At 70.3% G+C, this 13,812-nt stretch carries 12 protein-coding genes; 6 read left to right on the forward strand and 6 right to left on the reverse strand.

What is annotated here, in order from left to right; all coding sequences use genetic code 11:
• Positions 1 to 14 precede the first annotated feature (14 nt).
• Both IFT51_RS15475 and IFT51_RS01785 read left to right on the forward strand, forming a co-directional pair.
• Positions 15 to 2,447: a glycosyltransferase gene (locus IFT51_RS15475; protein WP_192058512.1), complete on the forward strand. Its 2,433-nt coding sequence runs from the start codon at positions 15 to 17 to the stop codon at positions 2,445 to 2,447.
• Positions 2,447 to 3,595 carry a glycosyltransferase family 2 protein gene (locus IFT51_RS01785; RefSeq protein WP_192058515.1) on the forward strand — a complete coding sequence of 383 codons (1,149 nt, stop codon included), beginning with the start codon at positions 2,447 to 2,449 and terminating at the stop codon, positions 3,593 to 3,595. The genes IFT51_RS15475 and IFT51_RS01785 overlap by 1 nt, the downstream gene beginning before the upstream one ends.
• 66 nt (positions 3,596 to 3,661) lie before the next feature.
• On the opposite strand, the gene IFT51_RS01790 is transcribed toward IFT51_RS01785, so the two are convergent.
• Positions 3,662 to 5,596: a glycosyltransferase gene (locus IFT51_RS01790; RefSeq protein ID WP_192058517.1), complete on the reverse strand. Its 1,935-nt coding sequence runs from the start codon at positions 5,594 to 5,596 to the stop codon at positions 3,662 to 3,664.
• A 95-nt stretch (positions 5,597 to 5,691) separates the two neighbouring features.
• Here IFT51_RS01790 and IFT51_RS01795 point away from each other — a divergent pair, with 95 nt between their 5' ends.
• On the forward strand, positions 5,692 to 6,771 hold the full coding sequence (locus tag IFT51_RS01795) for a hypothetical protein (protein ID WP_192058519.1): 1,080 nt from the start codon (positions 5,692 to 5,694) through the stop codon (positions 6,769 to 6,771).
• 24 nt (positions 6,772 to 6,795) lie between these two features.
• Here the strand turns inward: IFT51_RS01795 and IFT51_RS15480 are convergent, their stop codons facing one another.
• The 5 genes from IFT51_RS15480 to IFT51_RS01820 form a co-directional block, all read right to left on the reverse strand.
• Positions 6,796 to 7,872: a glycosyltransferase gene (locus IFT51_RS15480; RefSeq protein ID WP_192058521.1), complete on the reverse strand. Its 1,077-nt coding sequence runs from the start codon at positions 7,870 to 7,872 to the stop codon at positions 6,796 to 6,798.
• 20 nt (positions 7,873 to 7,892) lie between these two features.
• Positions 7,893 to 8,753 carry a glucose-1-phosphate thymidylyltransferase RfbA gene (rfbA, locus tag IFT51_RS01805; protein WP_192058523.1) on the reverse strand — a complete coding sequence of 287 codons (861 nt, stop codon included), beginning with the start codon at positions 8,751 to 8,753 and terminating at the stop codon, positions 7,893 to 7,895.
• Positions 8,750 to 9,367: a dTDP-4-dehydrorhamnose 3,5-epimerase family protein gene (locus IFT51_RS01810; protein WP_192058525.1), complete on the reverse strand. Its 618-nt coding sequence runs from the start codon at positions 9,365 to 9,367 to the stop codon at positions 8,750 to 8,752. The genes rfbA and IFT51_RS01810 overlap by 4 nt, the downstream gene beginning before the upstream one ends.
• A 52-nt stretch (positions 9,368 to 9,419) precedes the next feature.
• The gene (locus tag IFT51_RS01815; RefSeq protein WP_192058527.1) at positions 9,420 to 9,650 is read right to left on the reverse strand and encodes a hypothetical protein; all 231 of its coding nucleotides are present in this window, start codon (positions 9,648 to 9,650) and stop codon (positions 9,420 to 9,422) included.
• Between the two features lie 62 nt (positions 9,651 to 9,712).
• Positions 9,713 to 10,612 (reverse strand): D-alanyl-D-alanine carboxypeptidase family protein, encoded by a 900-nt coding sequence (locus tag IFT51_RS01820; RefSeq protein ID WP_192058529.1) that lies wholly within the window; start codon positions 10,610 to 10,612, stop codon positions 9,713 to 9,715.
• Positions 10,613 to 10,738: 126 nt separating this feature from the next.
• Here IFT51_RS01820 and rfbB point away from each other — a divergent pair, with 126 nt between their 5' ends.
• Genes rfbB through IFT51_RS01835 form a run of 3 tightly spaced genes read left to right on the forward strand, consistent with a single transcriptional unit; the run spans position 10,739 to position 13,726 of the window.
• Positions 10,739 to 11,722 (forward strand): dTDP-glucose 4,6-dehydratase, encoded by a 984-nt coding sequence (gene rfbB / locus IFT51_RS01825; protein ID WP_192058531.1) that lies wholly within the window; start codon positions 10,739 to 10,741, stop codon positions 11,720 to 11,722.
• On the forward strand, positions 11,722 to 12,612 hold the full coding sequence (gene rfbD / locus IFT51_RS01830) for a dTDP-4-dehydrorhamnose reductase (protein ID WP_192058533.1): 891 nt from the start codon (positions 11,722 to 11,724) through the stop codon (positions 12,610 to 12,612). The genes rfbB and rfbD overlap by 1 nt, the downstream gene beginning before the upstream one ends.
• On the forward strand, positions 12,587 to 13,726 hold the full coding sequence (locus IFT51_RS01835; RefSeq protein ID WP_192058536.1) for a glycosyltransferase family 1 protein: 1,140 nt from the start codon (positions 12,587 to 12,589) through the stop codon (positions 13,724 to 13,726). The genes rfbD and IFT51_RS01835 overlap by 26 nt, the downstream gene beginning before the upstream one ends.
• The last annotated feature ends 86 nt before the right edge of the window (positions 13,727 to 13,812 follow it).

Raw genomic sequence — 13,812 nt, forward strand, 5'->3', positions numbered from 1 at the left:
CCCGGGCCGGCGTCGTGGATCGCCGCTACTACGAGATCCAGACGGGGCAGACGTTCTCGTCCGACGAGGCGGCGGCGCGTCATCTGATGAGCCGGACACGCGGTGAGGACTTCTCTCTCAACCCCCTCTTCGAGCCCGAATGGCTGCTGGCTGGGCTGTCGACGCCGGCGGAGAAGCTCGGCGTCGCGTACCTCCTCGACGATGCGGCGGGCACCTCCTGCGGGCCCGTCGACGACCGCTTCCCCGTCGGGGCGGAGGGGCCGCTGTCGCAGCTCCGGTCGCTCCAGACCGACGACTCCACCGCCGCGATCCGCGCCGCCGTCGTCGAGAACGCGCGCCGTTTCGCCGAAGAGCGCGCCTGGCTCGCACCGGTCGGCGCCAAGCGCTCGACCGCCACCGATCCGGCCATCGCCGGTCCGCGCGCCGTGACGGTCGTCATCCCGACCTCCCTCGAGGCCTCCGACCTGACCGAGCGTCTGAGCGACCTCGCGGCCCAGACGCACGGCGACTGGAAGGCCGTGGTCGTCGGCGACGTCGACTCCGCCCGCGACGTCGTCGCCGGGTCGGGTCTCGCCGTCGACCGCTTCACGTTCGTGGCCGCCGACGGCGACCCGAGCCGCATCCTCGCGGCCGCCCTGGCGCAGGTGGCCTCGGGCCCCGTCGCCTTCCTGGTCGCGGGGTCCCGCTGGGCTCCGAGTGTGCTGCTAGACGGGGTCACCCGCTGCAGCGGAACGTCGTTCGCCTGGTTCTCGGCCGGCGTCTCCGAGCACAACTCCGATCTCGTCGCCTGGAGTGCCAACGACCTCGGTCCCGTCGCCCTCCGCGAACGCGGCATCGACACCTCTCTGGCCGCCGTCGTCGTCGAGGCCGAGCTCGTCGCCGAGATCGGCGGCATGGACACCGACCTGGGAGGCGCGGAGGACTTCGATCTCCTCATCCGCCTGCTCTCGTCGGGCCGCGGCGTGCGCGCCGGGCGCGGTGTCCGACACACCTTCCCCGAGCGACCGGTGAGGCCGCGTTCCACCGCAGACCCCCGGGTCTGGGAGAAGGTCGTCGTCAGCAAGCATCTGATCGACTGGGAAGCCCTCGAGGTCGGACTCCCGAAGCGGGTCGCCGGGCGCATCTCCGTCTGCATGCCCACCTACGAGGACTGGTCGATGACCCGCCGCGCGGTCGCCGCGGTGCTCGACTCGTCGCCCGACGGCGACGTCGAGGTGGTCATCGTCGACAACGGCTCGCGTCGCTCCGTGTCGTCGATCCTGACGGCCCTCTACGAGGACGAAGACCGGGTGCGCGTCGTCCGCTCGCCCCGCAACCACAACTTCTCGACGGGCTCCAACCTGGCCTTCGCGCAGAGCTCGGGCGAGTTCGCGATCTTCCTCAACAACGACACCGTGGTCGCACCCGGGTCGTTGGCTGCGCTGCGCGATCGACTCAGCGAGGCGCCCGATGTCGTCGGCGTGCAGCCGCTCCTCCTCTATCCCGATGGCACCGTGCAGACCGCCGGCACCTTCTTCAACGGCGAGCGGATCATGCCGTGGCACTTCCTGGCGAGCCACCCGCGCAGCGACGCGTACGCCGCCGGGGTGCGACGGTTCTCCGCCGTCACGGCCGCAGCGCTGATGATGCGCGCGTCGGACGTGGTCCAGCTGCGCGGGTTCGATCCGGAGTTCCAGAACGGTCTCGAGGACGTCGACCTGTGCCTGCGCGGCAACCTGCTCCGCGACGACGCCCACTTCGAGACGGTCCTCGAGTCGACCGTCTTCCACCACGAGTCCAAGAGCGTCGGCCGGATGAACTCCAGCGTGCTGAACCGCGGTCTGTTCGACCTGCGGTGGCGTGGGCGCTATCCCGCATCGGACCTCCCCCGCTACACCGCCGCCGGTCTCCAGGCGCTGCACACCACCGCCGGCACCCCCCAGGCCTTCCGCCTGCTGCGGACCAGCCACCCCGTCGTGGTGCGCCCGCCCCGCATGGTCCCCGACGGGCCGTCGGCTGGCCGTCCGAGCCTCCGCTGGGCCATCAAGGTCGACAGCGTGTTCGACGAGACCACCTGGGGAGTCGAGTCCACCGACCCGCTCGTCGACGAGATCCGCAGCGTCCTGCAGCAGCACGGACAGGAGGTCGTCGTCGACCAGCGCGGCACGCATTACCGCACCTCGGACTACCTCGACGATGCGACCGTGACCATCCAGGGCTCGGTCGCCGTCTCGCCGCAGCCCGGCGCGACGAGCTTCCTCTGGACGGTCGGCGACCCCGTCCGGATCTCCCCCGACGAAGCGCACTCCTACGACCTCGTCGTGGCGGACGGCGACGTCAGCCGGACCGCAGCGGTCCCCGCGACGCAGTCCGTGCTGACCCGGACGGGCTCGGTCGCCGACGACGTCACGGTGATGCTCGACAAGGCCATCGAGATCGTCTCGAGCCGCAGAGGCCCCGTCGCCTGATGACCGCCGACGACAAGACCACGAGAACCGGGAGCGCCGACGTGACGCTGGCTTTGACCATGATGGTGCGCGACGAGGCGGACATCATCGAGACGATGCTCGAGTTCCACCTCGCCCAGGGCGTCGACGAGATCCTCGTCACCGACAACGGGTCGGCCGACGGCACGACGGAGATCCTCGAGGAGTACGCGGCCGCGGGGCGCATCCGGCTGTTCCACGAACCGGTCCAGAAGAAGCAGCAGGGTCAGCTGGTCACCAACATGGCACGCCGCGCCCACACGGAGTTCGGGGCGGACTGGGTCATCAACGCCGACGCCGACGAGTTCCTGCGTCCCGTCGACCCCTCGAAGACGCTGCGCGACGTCTTCCGTGAGATGCCGACCTCGCTCGGGGCCTTCACCGCTCCGGTGGTCAACCTCGTCGGCCCTCCGGCGTGGTCGGGCTCGGGCGTCGGCCGTCTCGTCTGGCGCGACGGCCGCTCCGAAGAGCAGCTGCGCCTCGGCGGAGTCCACGCCCAGCCGACCCCGAACGCGATCCACGTCGGAGACGCGGGTGTCATCGTCAAGCAGGGCAACCACCACGTGTCGATCCCCTCGGCCGGCCAGCCGCCGGCCGGTCTCGAGCTCGAGGTGCTGCACCTGCCGTGGCGCTCGTGGCGCCAGTTCGAGCACAAGGTCGAGATCGCGGGTCGCGCGTACCGCGACAACCCGAGACTGAAGCCGAGCCCTCGTCACCACGGCATGCGCGACTACGCACGGCTCCAGCAGGACCGACTCCTGCCGATCTACCTGCTCCGCCAACCTGATCCCGCCGACCTGCTGCCGGGCGCCGACCACGGCCCCTTCCGGTTCGACGACTCCCTCGCCCGATCACTCGAGCTCCTCCCCGCCCCTCGTCACGAGCTGGCTACGGCGCCCGAGAGCCTCATGGAGGCCGAGTTCGTCGCCGAGCAGCGTGAGCTGGCGCAGACGTACATGCTCGTCGAGGCCGACGGTGCCGCGGTCCTCGAGCTCGCCGAGGAGATGTGGGCCGAAGAGCGCCGTCAGCTCGTCGCCGAGATCGACCGTCGCGATCGCGAGCTCGAGGGATTCCGCAACCGCCGCATCGTCAAGGCCGCCGAGCAGCTGAACCGGCTCCGCCGTCGGTAGGCCCTGAAGGAGGTGCCGCGCACCTCCTTCAGGGTCCGCCCGATGGCCGGGCCGTCGGCGGGACGATCAGGATCGGTGACGCACGACGTCCGTCATGAGGCGCCGTGCTCGGGCGTCGAAGGAGTGCTCGGCACCGATTCGGCGGGCGTTCGCCTGGATCTCCGAGTCGGGGGCCCATGCCTGATCGTCGCTCAGGAGTCTGCGGAGGTCGTCCGGGCTCGAGTACGCCTGCACGGACGGACCGAAGACGTCCGTGATGCCGGCGATGTCGTCCGACACGATGCGCGCCCCCGCGCTGGCCGCGTCGAACAGCCGGTTCGAGAAGAAGCCGAAGTCCCGCATGTCGGCCCAGTGGTCGTTCAGCACGATGCGGGCACCCCGGTAGTGACCCGGCAGGTCGTCGTTCGAGACGAACTCCCCCGCCACCGAGTCGGCGTCGACGAACTCCGCCCACCCCTCGCCGTAGAGGGTGAGGTCCGCGCCGGCCTGGAGGGCGTCTCGCACGATGGGGCGGAAGACGAGACGCGTCTTGCCGATGAACAGGACGTCGGACGCGACGTCGGATGCCTGCGCCCCGGCCGCGAACCGGTTCGGATCCGTGGCCTGCAGCAGCGTCTCGACGGGCAGACCCGTCGATGCGGTCGTCCTCTCAGCCCAGGCGGCGCCGGCCGAGTACCTCAGATCGAACAGCGACAGCTCGTCTCGTGAGACGAGTTCGGGGTGGCTGATGACCCAGAGGATGTTCGTCCGGGCCGACGAGGGCGTGGTGACGTCCAGCCCGCGGAGCGTCAGGCTGACGTCGTCCAGGTGCTCGGACCAGGGGCGGCTGTGCGCCTGCCGGTGATCGATGACCACCCGCTGGCCCAGACGACGGAGGGCGTTGGCGAGGTCGCGTGCGAAGAAGAGGTCTCCCCAGTCGTCGCCCCGCGCACCGGGGTGGGCCGCGATCTTGATCGACCAGCGGAGACGCGGGAGACCGTCGACGCCGTCGAAGGCCGGATCGACTCGACCGCCCCCGACGACCGGGCGGGCCGGCCTGACGAGATGACGGACCGGCACCCGGGCGCCCGCGACGGCATCGAGGGAGAGCCCCGCCTGACCCAGGGCCGACGAGTCCGCGGGGATGTCGCTCCATGCCGCGACGAGCTCGGCCGCGGGCGCGTCGAGCCTGCGGGGCGCGGCACCGGACACCCGGTACACACGACCGACGGGCGTCGACGTCACGCCTCGGCCGCCGGACAGCCCCGCGTCGCGGGTCAGGGCGGTGATCGCGAGGACCTCGTCCGATGTCTCGGGCAGTCGCTCGGGCAGATCGACGAGGTCGGTGACGAAGACCGGCTGCGCGGCGCCGAAGACCTCGGCCGCCCCCATGATCTCCGCGTCTTCGTAGGGATGCCCCTCGAGGAGGTCCGCGGGGGCCAGCGAGCGATGCGGACGGAACGCCCCGGCCGACAGGACGACGTCGTCGGTCCCCCGCACGACGGGGGTCGTGACGCCGCCGTCATGCAGCCCGACCAGTCGGACGATGACCGACGAGTCGATCTCGACGGCCGCGTCGAGCACGAGCACACGCGAGAAGGCGGCCCTGCTCGCACCGGCGGCGAAGGCCGAGGTCCAATCGTCGTGGAGGTCGGCTAGGGAGGCGCGCGCGGGCGCCGCCGTCGGCAGAGCGGTCGCCGCCGGGAGGCCCGCACCCTGATAGGCCGCGACGATCACCTCGTGCTCCGCGGAGATCTGCGGCAGGGCGGCGTCGAGCTCGGCGAGGCGGTGGGGCACGAAGGCGCCCTGGTCGTGCCGGACGGTGAGGACCACGGTCACGCCCGGTCGACCGGGCCCTGAGCGAGTGATGTCACGCACCCGTGTCGCCACCAGCGAGGGGGCCTGAACGGTCGGCGGATCGAGACGCCGTGCCACGGCGGCGAGCACCGATCGGGGGTTCCTGGCCACCGAGCGGAGGCGGTTCGTGAGGTGACCGAGGCCCGAATCTGGCGTTTCTCTCATTGTTCGAGCCTACTGGGGCATCCCCCGAGGTCGGCCTGCACCCTTGCCGTAAGATCGTCGTCGTCGCCGTCGTGGCGGATGGAAGGCAGGACAAGGTGCAACCCGAGAACACTCACCGCCCAGCAGCCGAAGCCGGCACCGCCACCGGACTCGGCACCGACGAGCAGGACGTCGTCGAGCTGGCGGCCGAGATCGCCGAGGTCGCAGGCCGGGCGGGCGACGTCCCCAAGCCCGAACTGGATCGCCTCCTCCGCCACACCTGGTGGACACCCACCATGCGCGCGCTCACCGAGGGGACGCTGACCCGCAGCGCGACATCGGGCGAGACGCTCGCCGGCCCGCTCGCCGCCGTACTGGGCGCGCGTCCCGAGGTCGTCGCCGGCCTCGAGCCGAAGCAGCGACGCATCTACCAGCTCCTGTCGGCCGATCGATCCGACCTCGCGTCGATGCTCCCCGACGTGCCCGGGGGCACCTACCTCAAGGGCCGGCGGATCGGGGCGGACGACCTCCAGCGAGGCTTCGACCTGGCACAGCAGATCGTCCGCAGCTCGGCCCCCGAACGACTCGTCACGACCATCTACGAGGCGCACCTGCTGCGTCACCTGATCGCCGTCGTCGATTCGGCGGACGACGCGGAGTTCGCCGAGCTCGCCGCCATCACGGGTCGCTTCGCGGACCGTCTGCGTCCGTACGTGCTGCACGCCGACTTCTGGCCCTGGGCGGGCTCCCTGACCGCGGCACTGGCGCACTCGGTCGAGGCGGCCCGGGCGGTGGTGCGCCTCGGCGAGACCGGTCGTTTCTCGCTGGTGCAAGAACGACGGGGCAAGTTCCTCATCGTTCCGGAGGCCGCGTACGAATCGACCCCGGCCGTCTCGACGGTCTTCCTCAACCGCAGCACGCTGGTCGAGAACGTGGTGCAGTCGTCACCCGGGCAGGCCGACGGCGTCCCCGTGCCCCGGGCCGTCATCACCCGTCCCGGCAACTACGACGTCTTCGCCCGGCTCGACGTCCCCGGTGTCCTGGACCTCCCGTTGACCCTCGGCGCGGACAACAGCGAGCAGGCGGCTCGTGTGACGGTCCGCCCGTCGGGCGCCTTCCTGTCGCTGAAGACCAGCCCTCGACGCCGACGGAACCGCTCGGCGCGACCCAAGACGGGACGCCCCGTCCAGGCGTGAGCGGCGGTCCGAGACCGAGCCGCCTCACGACGACGGTCGACCGCCCAGGCCGACGACCGCCTCCCACCATCCGTCGTCGGCCCTGAAGACCCGCTCCTCCTCGACGTGGCTGCGGGACTGATGGGCGTGACGTCGGCGTCCGTGCGGGTCGTCGGACAGAGCATCGGCGGCCTCGCGCCACTCGTCGGGGTCGTTGCCGACCAGGACCGCTCCGTGCGGGCCCGCCTCGTCGTACGCGGTGCCCTGCGATGCGATGGTGGGGATGCCGAGCGCCGAGTACTCGAGGAACTTCAGGTCGCTCTTCCCACGGTTGAAACCGTTCGAGACGAGCGGAGCCAGGCCCACGCTCCATCGTGCGGAGGACGCACGGAGAAGACGCACGTACTCGGGATACGGCATCGGGGTCGATGCGAGATGCGAGAGCGAGTACCACGAGGCGCTCTCCGGGGTGACGCCCACGACCTCGAGACGGCGCTGCGCCGACGGCACGCGACGGAGGAGCTCGAGATCGTCGCCGTGCGTGTGACTGCCCGAGTACAGGTACCACGATCCGCGCACGTCGTCCCGGTCGAGGGCCGTCACCGCCGACTCGCCCCGGGGATGCCCGCCCGGGTCGGCCGGCACCCCGCCGAACCAGAGCTCGGGGTCGAGTGCGTTCCGGACGACGACGACGGCTCCCGTGGAGTCCGGCCGCCTCGTGGCGAGCACCGCCGTGCTCGTCAGCGTGATGTCGGCCGCCGTCGAAGCGATGTCGAAGGCCGCCAGTCGCGCAGGCGCGTAGTCCTGACCGAGGAGGCGCGCTCGGGACTCGTCCGACCAGAAGTCGTCGTCGACGTCATGCACCATCCGGATCCCGCGTCGGGAGATCTCGCCGACCGCGGCGGTGGCGAGCACGCTGTCCAGCAGGGCGTCGCGCTGGACGATCACGGCGTCGACCCCGTCGAGGTGCCGCCCCGCCGCCAGCGCCTCAGGCGTGACGAAGCTGAAGTCCGCCAGGCCGAGACGTCCGGCCCAGCGTGCCCGCAGGACCACACGAACGAACGCCGACCCGGGGTGCCTGCCGTCCGCGCCGTGGACGACCAGGGCGACCTTCGGTCGCACGATCGACCCCACGGCGGTGCTCAGCCCAGCAGGTTGCTCAGGTAGACCCCGTAGCCGCTCTTGGCCAAGGGCGATGCGAGCTCGCGGAGATCGTCGTCGGAGATCCAGCCGTTCCGCCAGGCGATCTCCTCGATGCAGCCGATCTTGTGGCCCTGACGGTCTTCGATGACCCGGACGTACTCGGAGGCCTGCATCATCGAGCCGAAGGTGCCGGTGTCGAGCCAGGCGGTGCCGCGATCGAGGACCTGCACCTGGAGGCGCCCCTCACGGAGGTAGCGCTCGTTGACCGTGCTGATCTCGAGCTCACCGCGAGCGCTGGGCTCGATGGTCTTCGCGATGGCGACGACGCTGTTGTCGTAGAAGTACAGACCGGGGACGGCGTAGTTGCTCTTCGGCGCGACGGGCTTCTCCTCGATGGACGTCGCACGGAACGAGTCGTCGAAGGCGACGACTCCGTATGCGGTCGGATCGGCCACGTGGTAAGCGAAGATGGTGGCTCCGTCGACCGTGGCGTTCTTCGAGAGGCTCGAGCCGAGACCCACCCCGTGGAAGATGTTGTCGCCGAGGACGAGGGCGACGCTGTCGTCGCCGATGAACTCCTCACCGATGATGAACGCCTGGGCGAGACCGTCGGGCGACGGCTGCACGGCGTACTCGATGCGCATGCCGAGGTGCGAACCGTCTCCGAGGAGCGCACGGAACTGATCGTTGTACTCGGGGGTCGTGATCACGAGCACCTCGTTGATGCCCGCCATCATCAGCGTCGACAGGGGGTAGTAGACCATCGGCTTGTCGTAGATGGGCATGAGCTGCTTCGAGATGCCCTTGGTGATGGGCCAGAGGCGGGTGCCGGACCCGCCGGCGAGGATGATGCCCTTCATGACCGGTTCTCCTTCGAATCGAGGGTGGCGTAGAACTCGCGCATAGCGTCGTAGGTGGGGAGCAGACCCTGCGCGGCGGCCTCGTCGAGACCAGGAGCGTCGGTGTCCTTCGGCGACAGGAGGGGTTCGCCCGCCTCGTCGGGGAAGACCAGACCGATGCGCTCGTCGAGCGGGTTGATGCCGTGCTCGCGGGCGGCGTTGAAGGTGTCGGTCACCAGATAGCTGACCGTCGCGTCGTCCGTCAGAGCGACGAAGGCGTGCCCGAGGCCCTCGGCCAGGTAGATGGCCCGGCGGTCCACGCCGTCGAGGAGGACGGAGTCCCATTCGCCGAAGGTCGGCGATCCGACCCGGATGTCTATGACGAAGTCGAGGACGGCGCCGTGGGTCGCCGTGACGTACTTGGCCTGACCGACCGGCACATCGGCGAAGTGGATGCCGCGGACCACACCCCGCTTCGAGACCGAGGTGTTGGCCTGCCGGAGGTCGATGGAGTGCCCGACGGCCTCGGACAACCGGTCGAACCGGTACCACTCGAGGAAGACTCCCCGGTCGTCACCGAACTGCTTCGGTGTGATCTCGTAGCTGTCTGGGATCTTCAGTTCGCGAATCTGCACCCGGCGAGCCTAGCAAGGGCCTCCGCCGAGGCGGGGAGGACGAGCCCTCGACTCAGCCGCGCGTCCAGTCGGCGTTCTTCTTGACCGCGGCCCGCGGGATACCGAGGCCGTTCAGCACTTCGTAGAAGGCCACGGCGTTGAGGTTGCGGGCGGGGATGCCGACGGCGACGAGGTTGTTCATCTGAGAAGCGGAGGCGATGTGCCGGAGCGAACGGGTGTCGACCACGCAGGTGTACCCCCTGCCCACGCCGGAGAGCGAGTCGGTGCATCGGAGGAGCAGCATGTGGTGATCTTTCTGGGCTCGGGGATTCGGTGCGGAACGGGTCCCCGGGGAGGGGACCGCCGTCAGGGGCGCCAGTAGTCGGCGTCGACCCGGATGGCCTTGCGGGGTATGGAGAGACCGTTGGTGATCTCGTAGAAGGCCTTGCGCGTGACCTCGAAGTAGGGGACGCCTGCGACGCGCAGGGCGTTGATCCGGGTGATGACGGGGACGTGCCGGAGGCTCCGGACGCCGACGACGGCGGTGTAGATCGACGCGACCTCGGTGAGCGGCTCGACGGCTCGGAGGATCATCATCCCGGCGTCGGCAGGCGTCATCGCACCGCCACCGGTGGTCGCCGCGTAGGTGGCCACGTAGTCGAAGTGCCACGGCTCGGGCTGGGAGAAGGCGTTGCCCGTGGGCTTCCAGCCGTACGACATCGAGTTGGCGTCCATCCACCGCTTCGCCGCGGACCCGGCCGTCTGAACACCCGCACCGAAGTCGCAGGCGATCCCCCAGCCGTGGTTCGACGTGCCGGGGTAGGCCGCCAGGTTGCCCGTTCCGTTCTGGTACTTGTTCCAGTAGTCGGTCTGACGCGCGAAGCTGCGGTATCCCTCGGTGATGAGCAGGGATGTGCCGATGGCCTGGGCGAAGGCGAGGCTCATCCTGAGGTACTGCCGGGCGGCGTCGTCGCGGAGGAACCCCGACCCGGCGACGTCGGAGACGACCCGGGTCAGCGCACCGGCGGGGATCTTGCCGTTCGAGTGCCCGCCCCAGGCCGACAGCGCCGCGAGCGCCTGGGCGTCCGCGACGGTCTCGACGGAGCCGGAGGTCTCGCCCAGACTGACCGCCGCCGATGCGCGGTCCGACTCGCCGGCGAGCACGGCCGCCGTGCCGAGGGTCGTCGCGGCCGCGGCGTAGGCCAGCACCCGTCGGCGCCCGAGAGAGGAAGCAGACCGCGTGGGGTCGTCTGGAGAGCAGACCATTGGTCAAACCTCTCATGCGGGAAGTGGATCGTCCACCCCCCTATCGGGCATCGGCAGAAAGGGGGACACGAGCGGCCTCCGGTAGCATCGACCGACACGTCCGCGCCTCAACACCAAGGAATCAGTGTGAAAATCCTCGTCACCGGCGGAGCCGGCTTCATCGGCTCCAACTTCGTCCGCCGCACTCTCGAAGACGCCTACCCGGGTCTCGAAGGCGCCGAGGTCGTCGTCCTCGACGCCCTCACCTACTCGGGCAACGAGGCCAATCTCGCCTCCGTGGCCGACTCGCCCCGGTACTCCTTCGTCAAGGGCGACATCCGCGACGGCGCACTCCTCGACACGCTCTTCCCCGGGGTGGACGCCGTCGTCCACTTCGCTGCGGAGTCGCACGTCGACCGTTCCGTCCGCGACGCGTCGATCTTCGTCGAGACGAACGTCCTGGGCACCCAGCAGCTCCTCGACGCCGCCCTGCGCAACGACCTGAAGCGCTTCGTCCACGTCTCGACCGACGAGGTGTACGGCTCGATCGCCGAGGGGTCGTGGGCAGAAGACCGCCCGCTCGAGCCCAATTCGCCGTACTCCGCCTCGAAGGCGGGCAGCGACCTCCTGGCCCGCAGCTACCACCGCACCCACGGCCTCAACGTCTCGATCACGCGCTGCAGCAACAACTACGGCCCGTTCCACTTCCCCGAGAAGGTCATCCCCCTCTTCGTCACGAACCTCATCGACGACAAGCACGTCCCCCTCTACGGCGAGGGCAACAACATCCGCGACTGGCTGCACGTCGACGACCACACGCGCGGGATCGCCATGGTGCTCGTCGACGGCCGCGCGGGCGAGATCTACAACATCGGCGGTGGCACCGAGCTCACCAACCGCGAGCTGACCGAGATGCTGCTCGAGTCCACCGGCAAGGACTGGTCCTACGTCGACCGCGTCGCGGACCGCCTCGGCCACGACCTCCGGTACTCCGTCGACATCTCCAAGATCCGCGACGAACTCGGCTACGAGCCTCGCGTCCCGTTCGCCGACGGACTCGCGGAGGTCGTGCAGTGGTACCGCGACAACCGTCAGTGGTGGGAGCCCCTGAAAGAGCGCGCGGCCCTCTGATGAGCACTCCGCAGAACCTCCGTTACCTCGTCACCGGCGCCCGCGGCATGCTCGGGTCCGACCTCCTCGAGGCTCTCTTCGGCCGCGAGGTGACCGTGCTCGGTCGCGCCGACCTCGACGTCACGGACCGCGACGCGGTCTTCTCCGCGGTGGCCGGGCACGACGTCGTGATCAACGCCGCGGCCTACACGGCGGTCGATGCGGCGGAGACCGACGAGGAGGCGGCCCGAGCCGTCAACGGGACCGCAGCCGGTCTGCTCGGCGAGGCCACCGCCTCCTCGGGGGCGAGACTCGTCCAGGTCTCGACCGACTACGTCTTCGACGGCACCGCCACGGAGCCCTACGCGGAGTCCACTCCCCTGGCTCCGGTCAGTGCCTACGGCCGCACCAAGGCCGAGGGCGAGCGCCTGGCCCGTGAGGCCAACCCCGACGGCACCTACATCGTCCGGACGGCCTGGCTCTACGGGCAGCACGGTCCGAACTTCGCGAAGACCATGCTCCGTCTGGCATCCACCCACGACACGGTGAGCGTCGTCGACGACCAGATCGGTCAGCCGACCTGGACTCTCGACCTCGCCGAGCAGATCGTCCGACTCGTCGACTCCGACGCACCGGCCGGTGTCTACCACGGCACGAACGGCGGTCGCGCGAGCTGGTTCGACTTCGCCCGTGCGGTCTTCGAGACCGCCGGTCTGGATGCCGACCGCGTGAAGGCGACCGACAGCTCGAGCTTCGTCCGCCCCGCCCCCCGCCCGGCGTTCAGCGTCCTCGGCCACGACGCGTGGACCGCTGCCGGCCTCGCTTCGCTGCGTCCGTGGGACGAAGCACTCCACGACGCCGCCGCGAAGGGGGTCTTCTCGTCCGATGACGACACTCCGAGTGGTCGTTGACCAGGTCCTCGCACCCGTTCCCGGCGGCATCGGCCGCTACACCGTAGAGCTCACGCGCAGTCTCATCGCGAACGCCCCGCGAGGGTGCGACGTCGAAGGCGTCGTGGCGGCCCACCCGCAGGCGGAGTACGACCGGCTCACCGATCTGATCCCCGGTCTCTCCGGGCTGGCCAAGGCGCCGCTCGGTCGGCGGGAGCTCTCGCTCGCCTGGCAGACCGGACTCGCCGGGCTCCCCGGGCGGGGCATGGTGCACTCGACGAGCCTGCTCGCACCGCTGTTCCGGCACGACCGTGCGCTCGAGCCCGCGACGCAGACCGTCGCGACCATCCACGACACGGTCCCGTGGACCCACCCGCACACGCTCACCCCTCGCGGTGTCCGCTGGCACAAGGCGATGGCCCGGCGCGCGCACCGGTTCGCCGACGCCGTCGTCGTCCCGACCCATGCGGTGGCCGACGAGCTCTCCGAGCGCTTCGACTTCGGCGATCGCCTCCGCGTAATCGGCGGCGCCGTCAGCCGGGACCTCACCGTGCCCGCCGATGCAAACGCCGTCGCCGACGAACTGGGTCTGCCCGAGGCCTACGCCCTCAGCATCGGCACGCTCGAACCACGGAAGGGCATCGAGCCCCTCATCCAGGCCATGGGACACCCTGACGCCCCCGACATCCCGCTCCTCATCGTGGGGCCGGCCGGTTGGGGCGACGTCAGCATCGCGGACATCGTCGCCCGCGAGAACCTGCCGGAGGACCGGGTGCGGTCGCTCGGCTTCGTCAGCGACCAGCAGTTGGCCGTGCTGCTGCAGCGCGCGACGGTCTTCGTCTTCCCGAGCCTCGCCGAGGGCTTCGGCCTGCCGGTGGTCGAAGCCCTGAGCCTGGGCACCCCGACGATCATCTCGGACACTCCGGCCCTCGTCGAGGTCGCGGCCGACGCCGCGGCCGTCGTGGCGCGAGACGACCCCGAGCACTACCCCGAGCGCCTCGCTCAGGCCATGTACCAGATCGTCAACGACGTCGAGCTCAGCACGCGGCTGGGAGTGGTCGGCATCGACCGCTCGCACGCCTTCAGCTGGTCGGACTCGGCGGACAAGGTCTGGCAGCTGCACGCCGACCTCTAGACCCGTCGATCCGATCCGTCGGGGCTCGGCCGACGGGGTCGAGTCCGGACGGGCGGAGGCCCGTCAGGCCACGAGCGAGCAGCGCG

This window comes from Frigoribacterium sp. CFBP 13712, assembly GCF_014842255.1.
Classification (GTDB): domain Bacteria; phylum Actinomycetota; class Actinomycetes; order Actinomycetales; family Microbacteriaceae; genus Frigoribacterium.

Bases quoted from the DNA above. Each gene is read 5' to 3' on its own strand.
- IFT51_RS01815 (WP_192058527.1), bottom strand. From the start codon at position 9,650: ATGCTGCTCCTCCGATGCACCGACTCGCTCTCCGGCGTGGGCAGGGGG.
- rfbD (WP_192058533.1), top strand. From the start codon at position 11,722: ATGAGCACTCCGCAGAACCTCCGTTACCTCGTCACCGGCGCCCGCGGC.
- IFT51_RS01785 (WP_192058515.1), top strand. From the start codon at position 2,447: ATGACCGCCGACGACAAGACCACGAGAACCGGGAGCGCCGACGTGACG.
- IFT51_RS01835 (WP_192058536.1), top strand. From the start codon at position 12,587: ATGACGACACTCCGAGTGGTCGTTGACCAGGTCCTCGCACCCGTTCCC.
- IFT51_RS01820 (WP_192058529.1), bottom strand. From the start codon at position 10,612: ATGGTCTGCTCTCCAGACGACCCCACGCGGTCTGCTTCCTCTCTCGGG.
- IFT51_RS01790 (WP_192058517.1), bottom strand. From the start codon at position 5,596: ATGAGAGAAACGCCAGATTCGGGCCTCGGTCACCTCACGAACCGCCTC.
- rfbA (WP_192058523.1), bottom strand. From the start codon at position 8,753: ATGAAGGGCATCATCCTCGCCGGCGGGTCCGGCACCCGCCTCTGGCCC.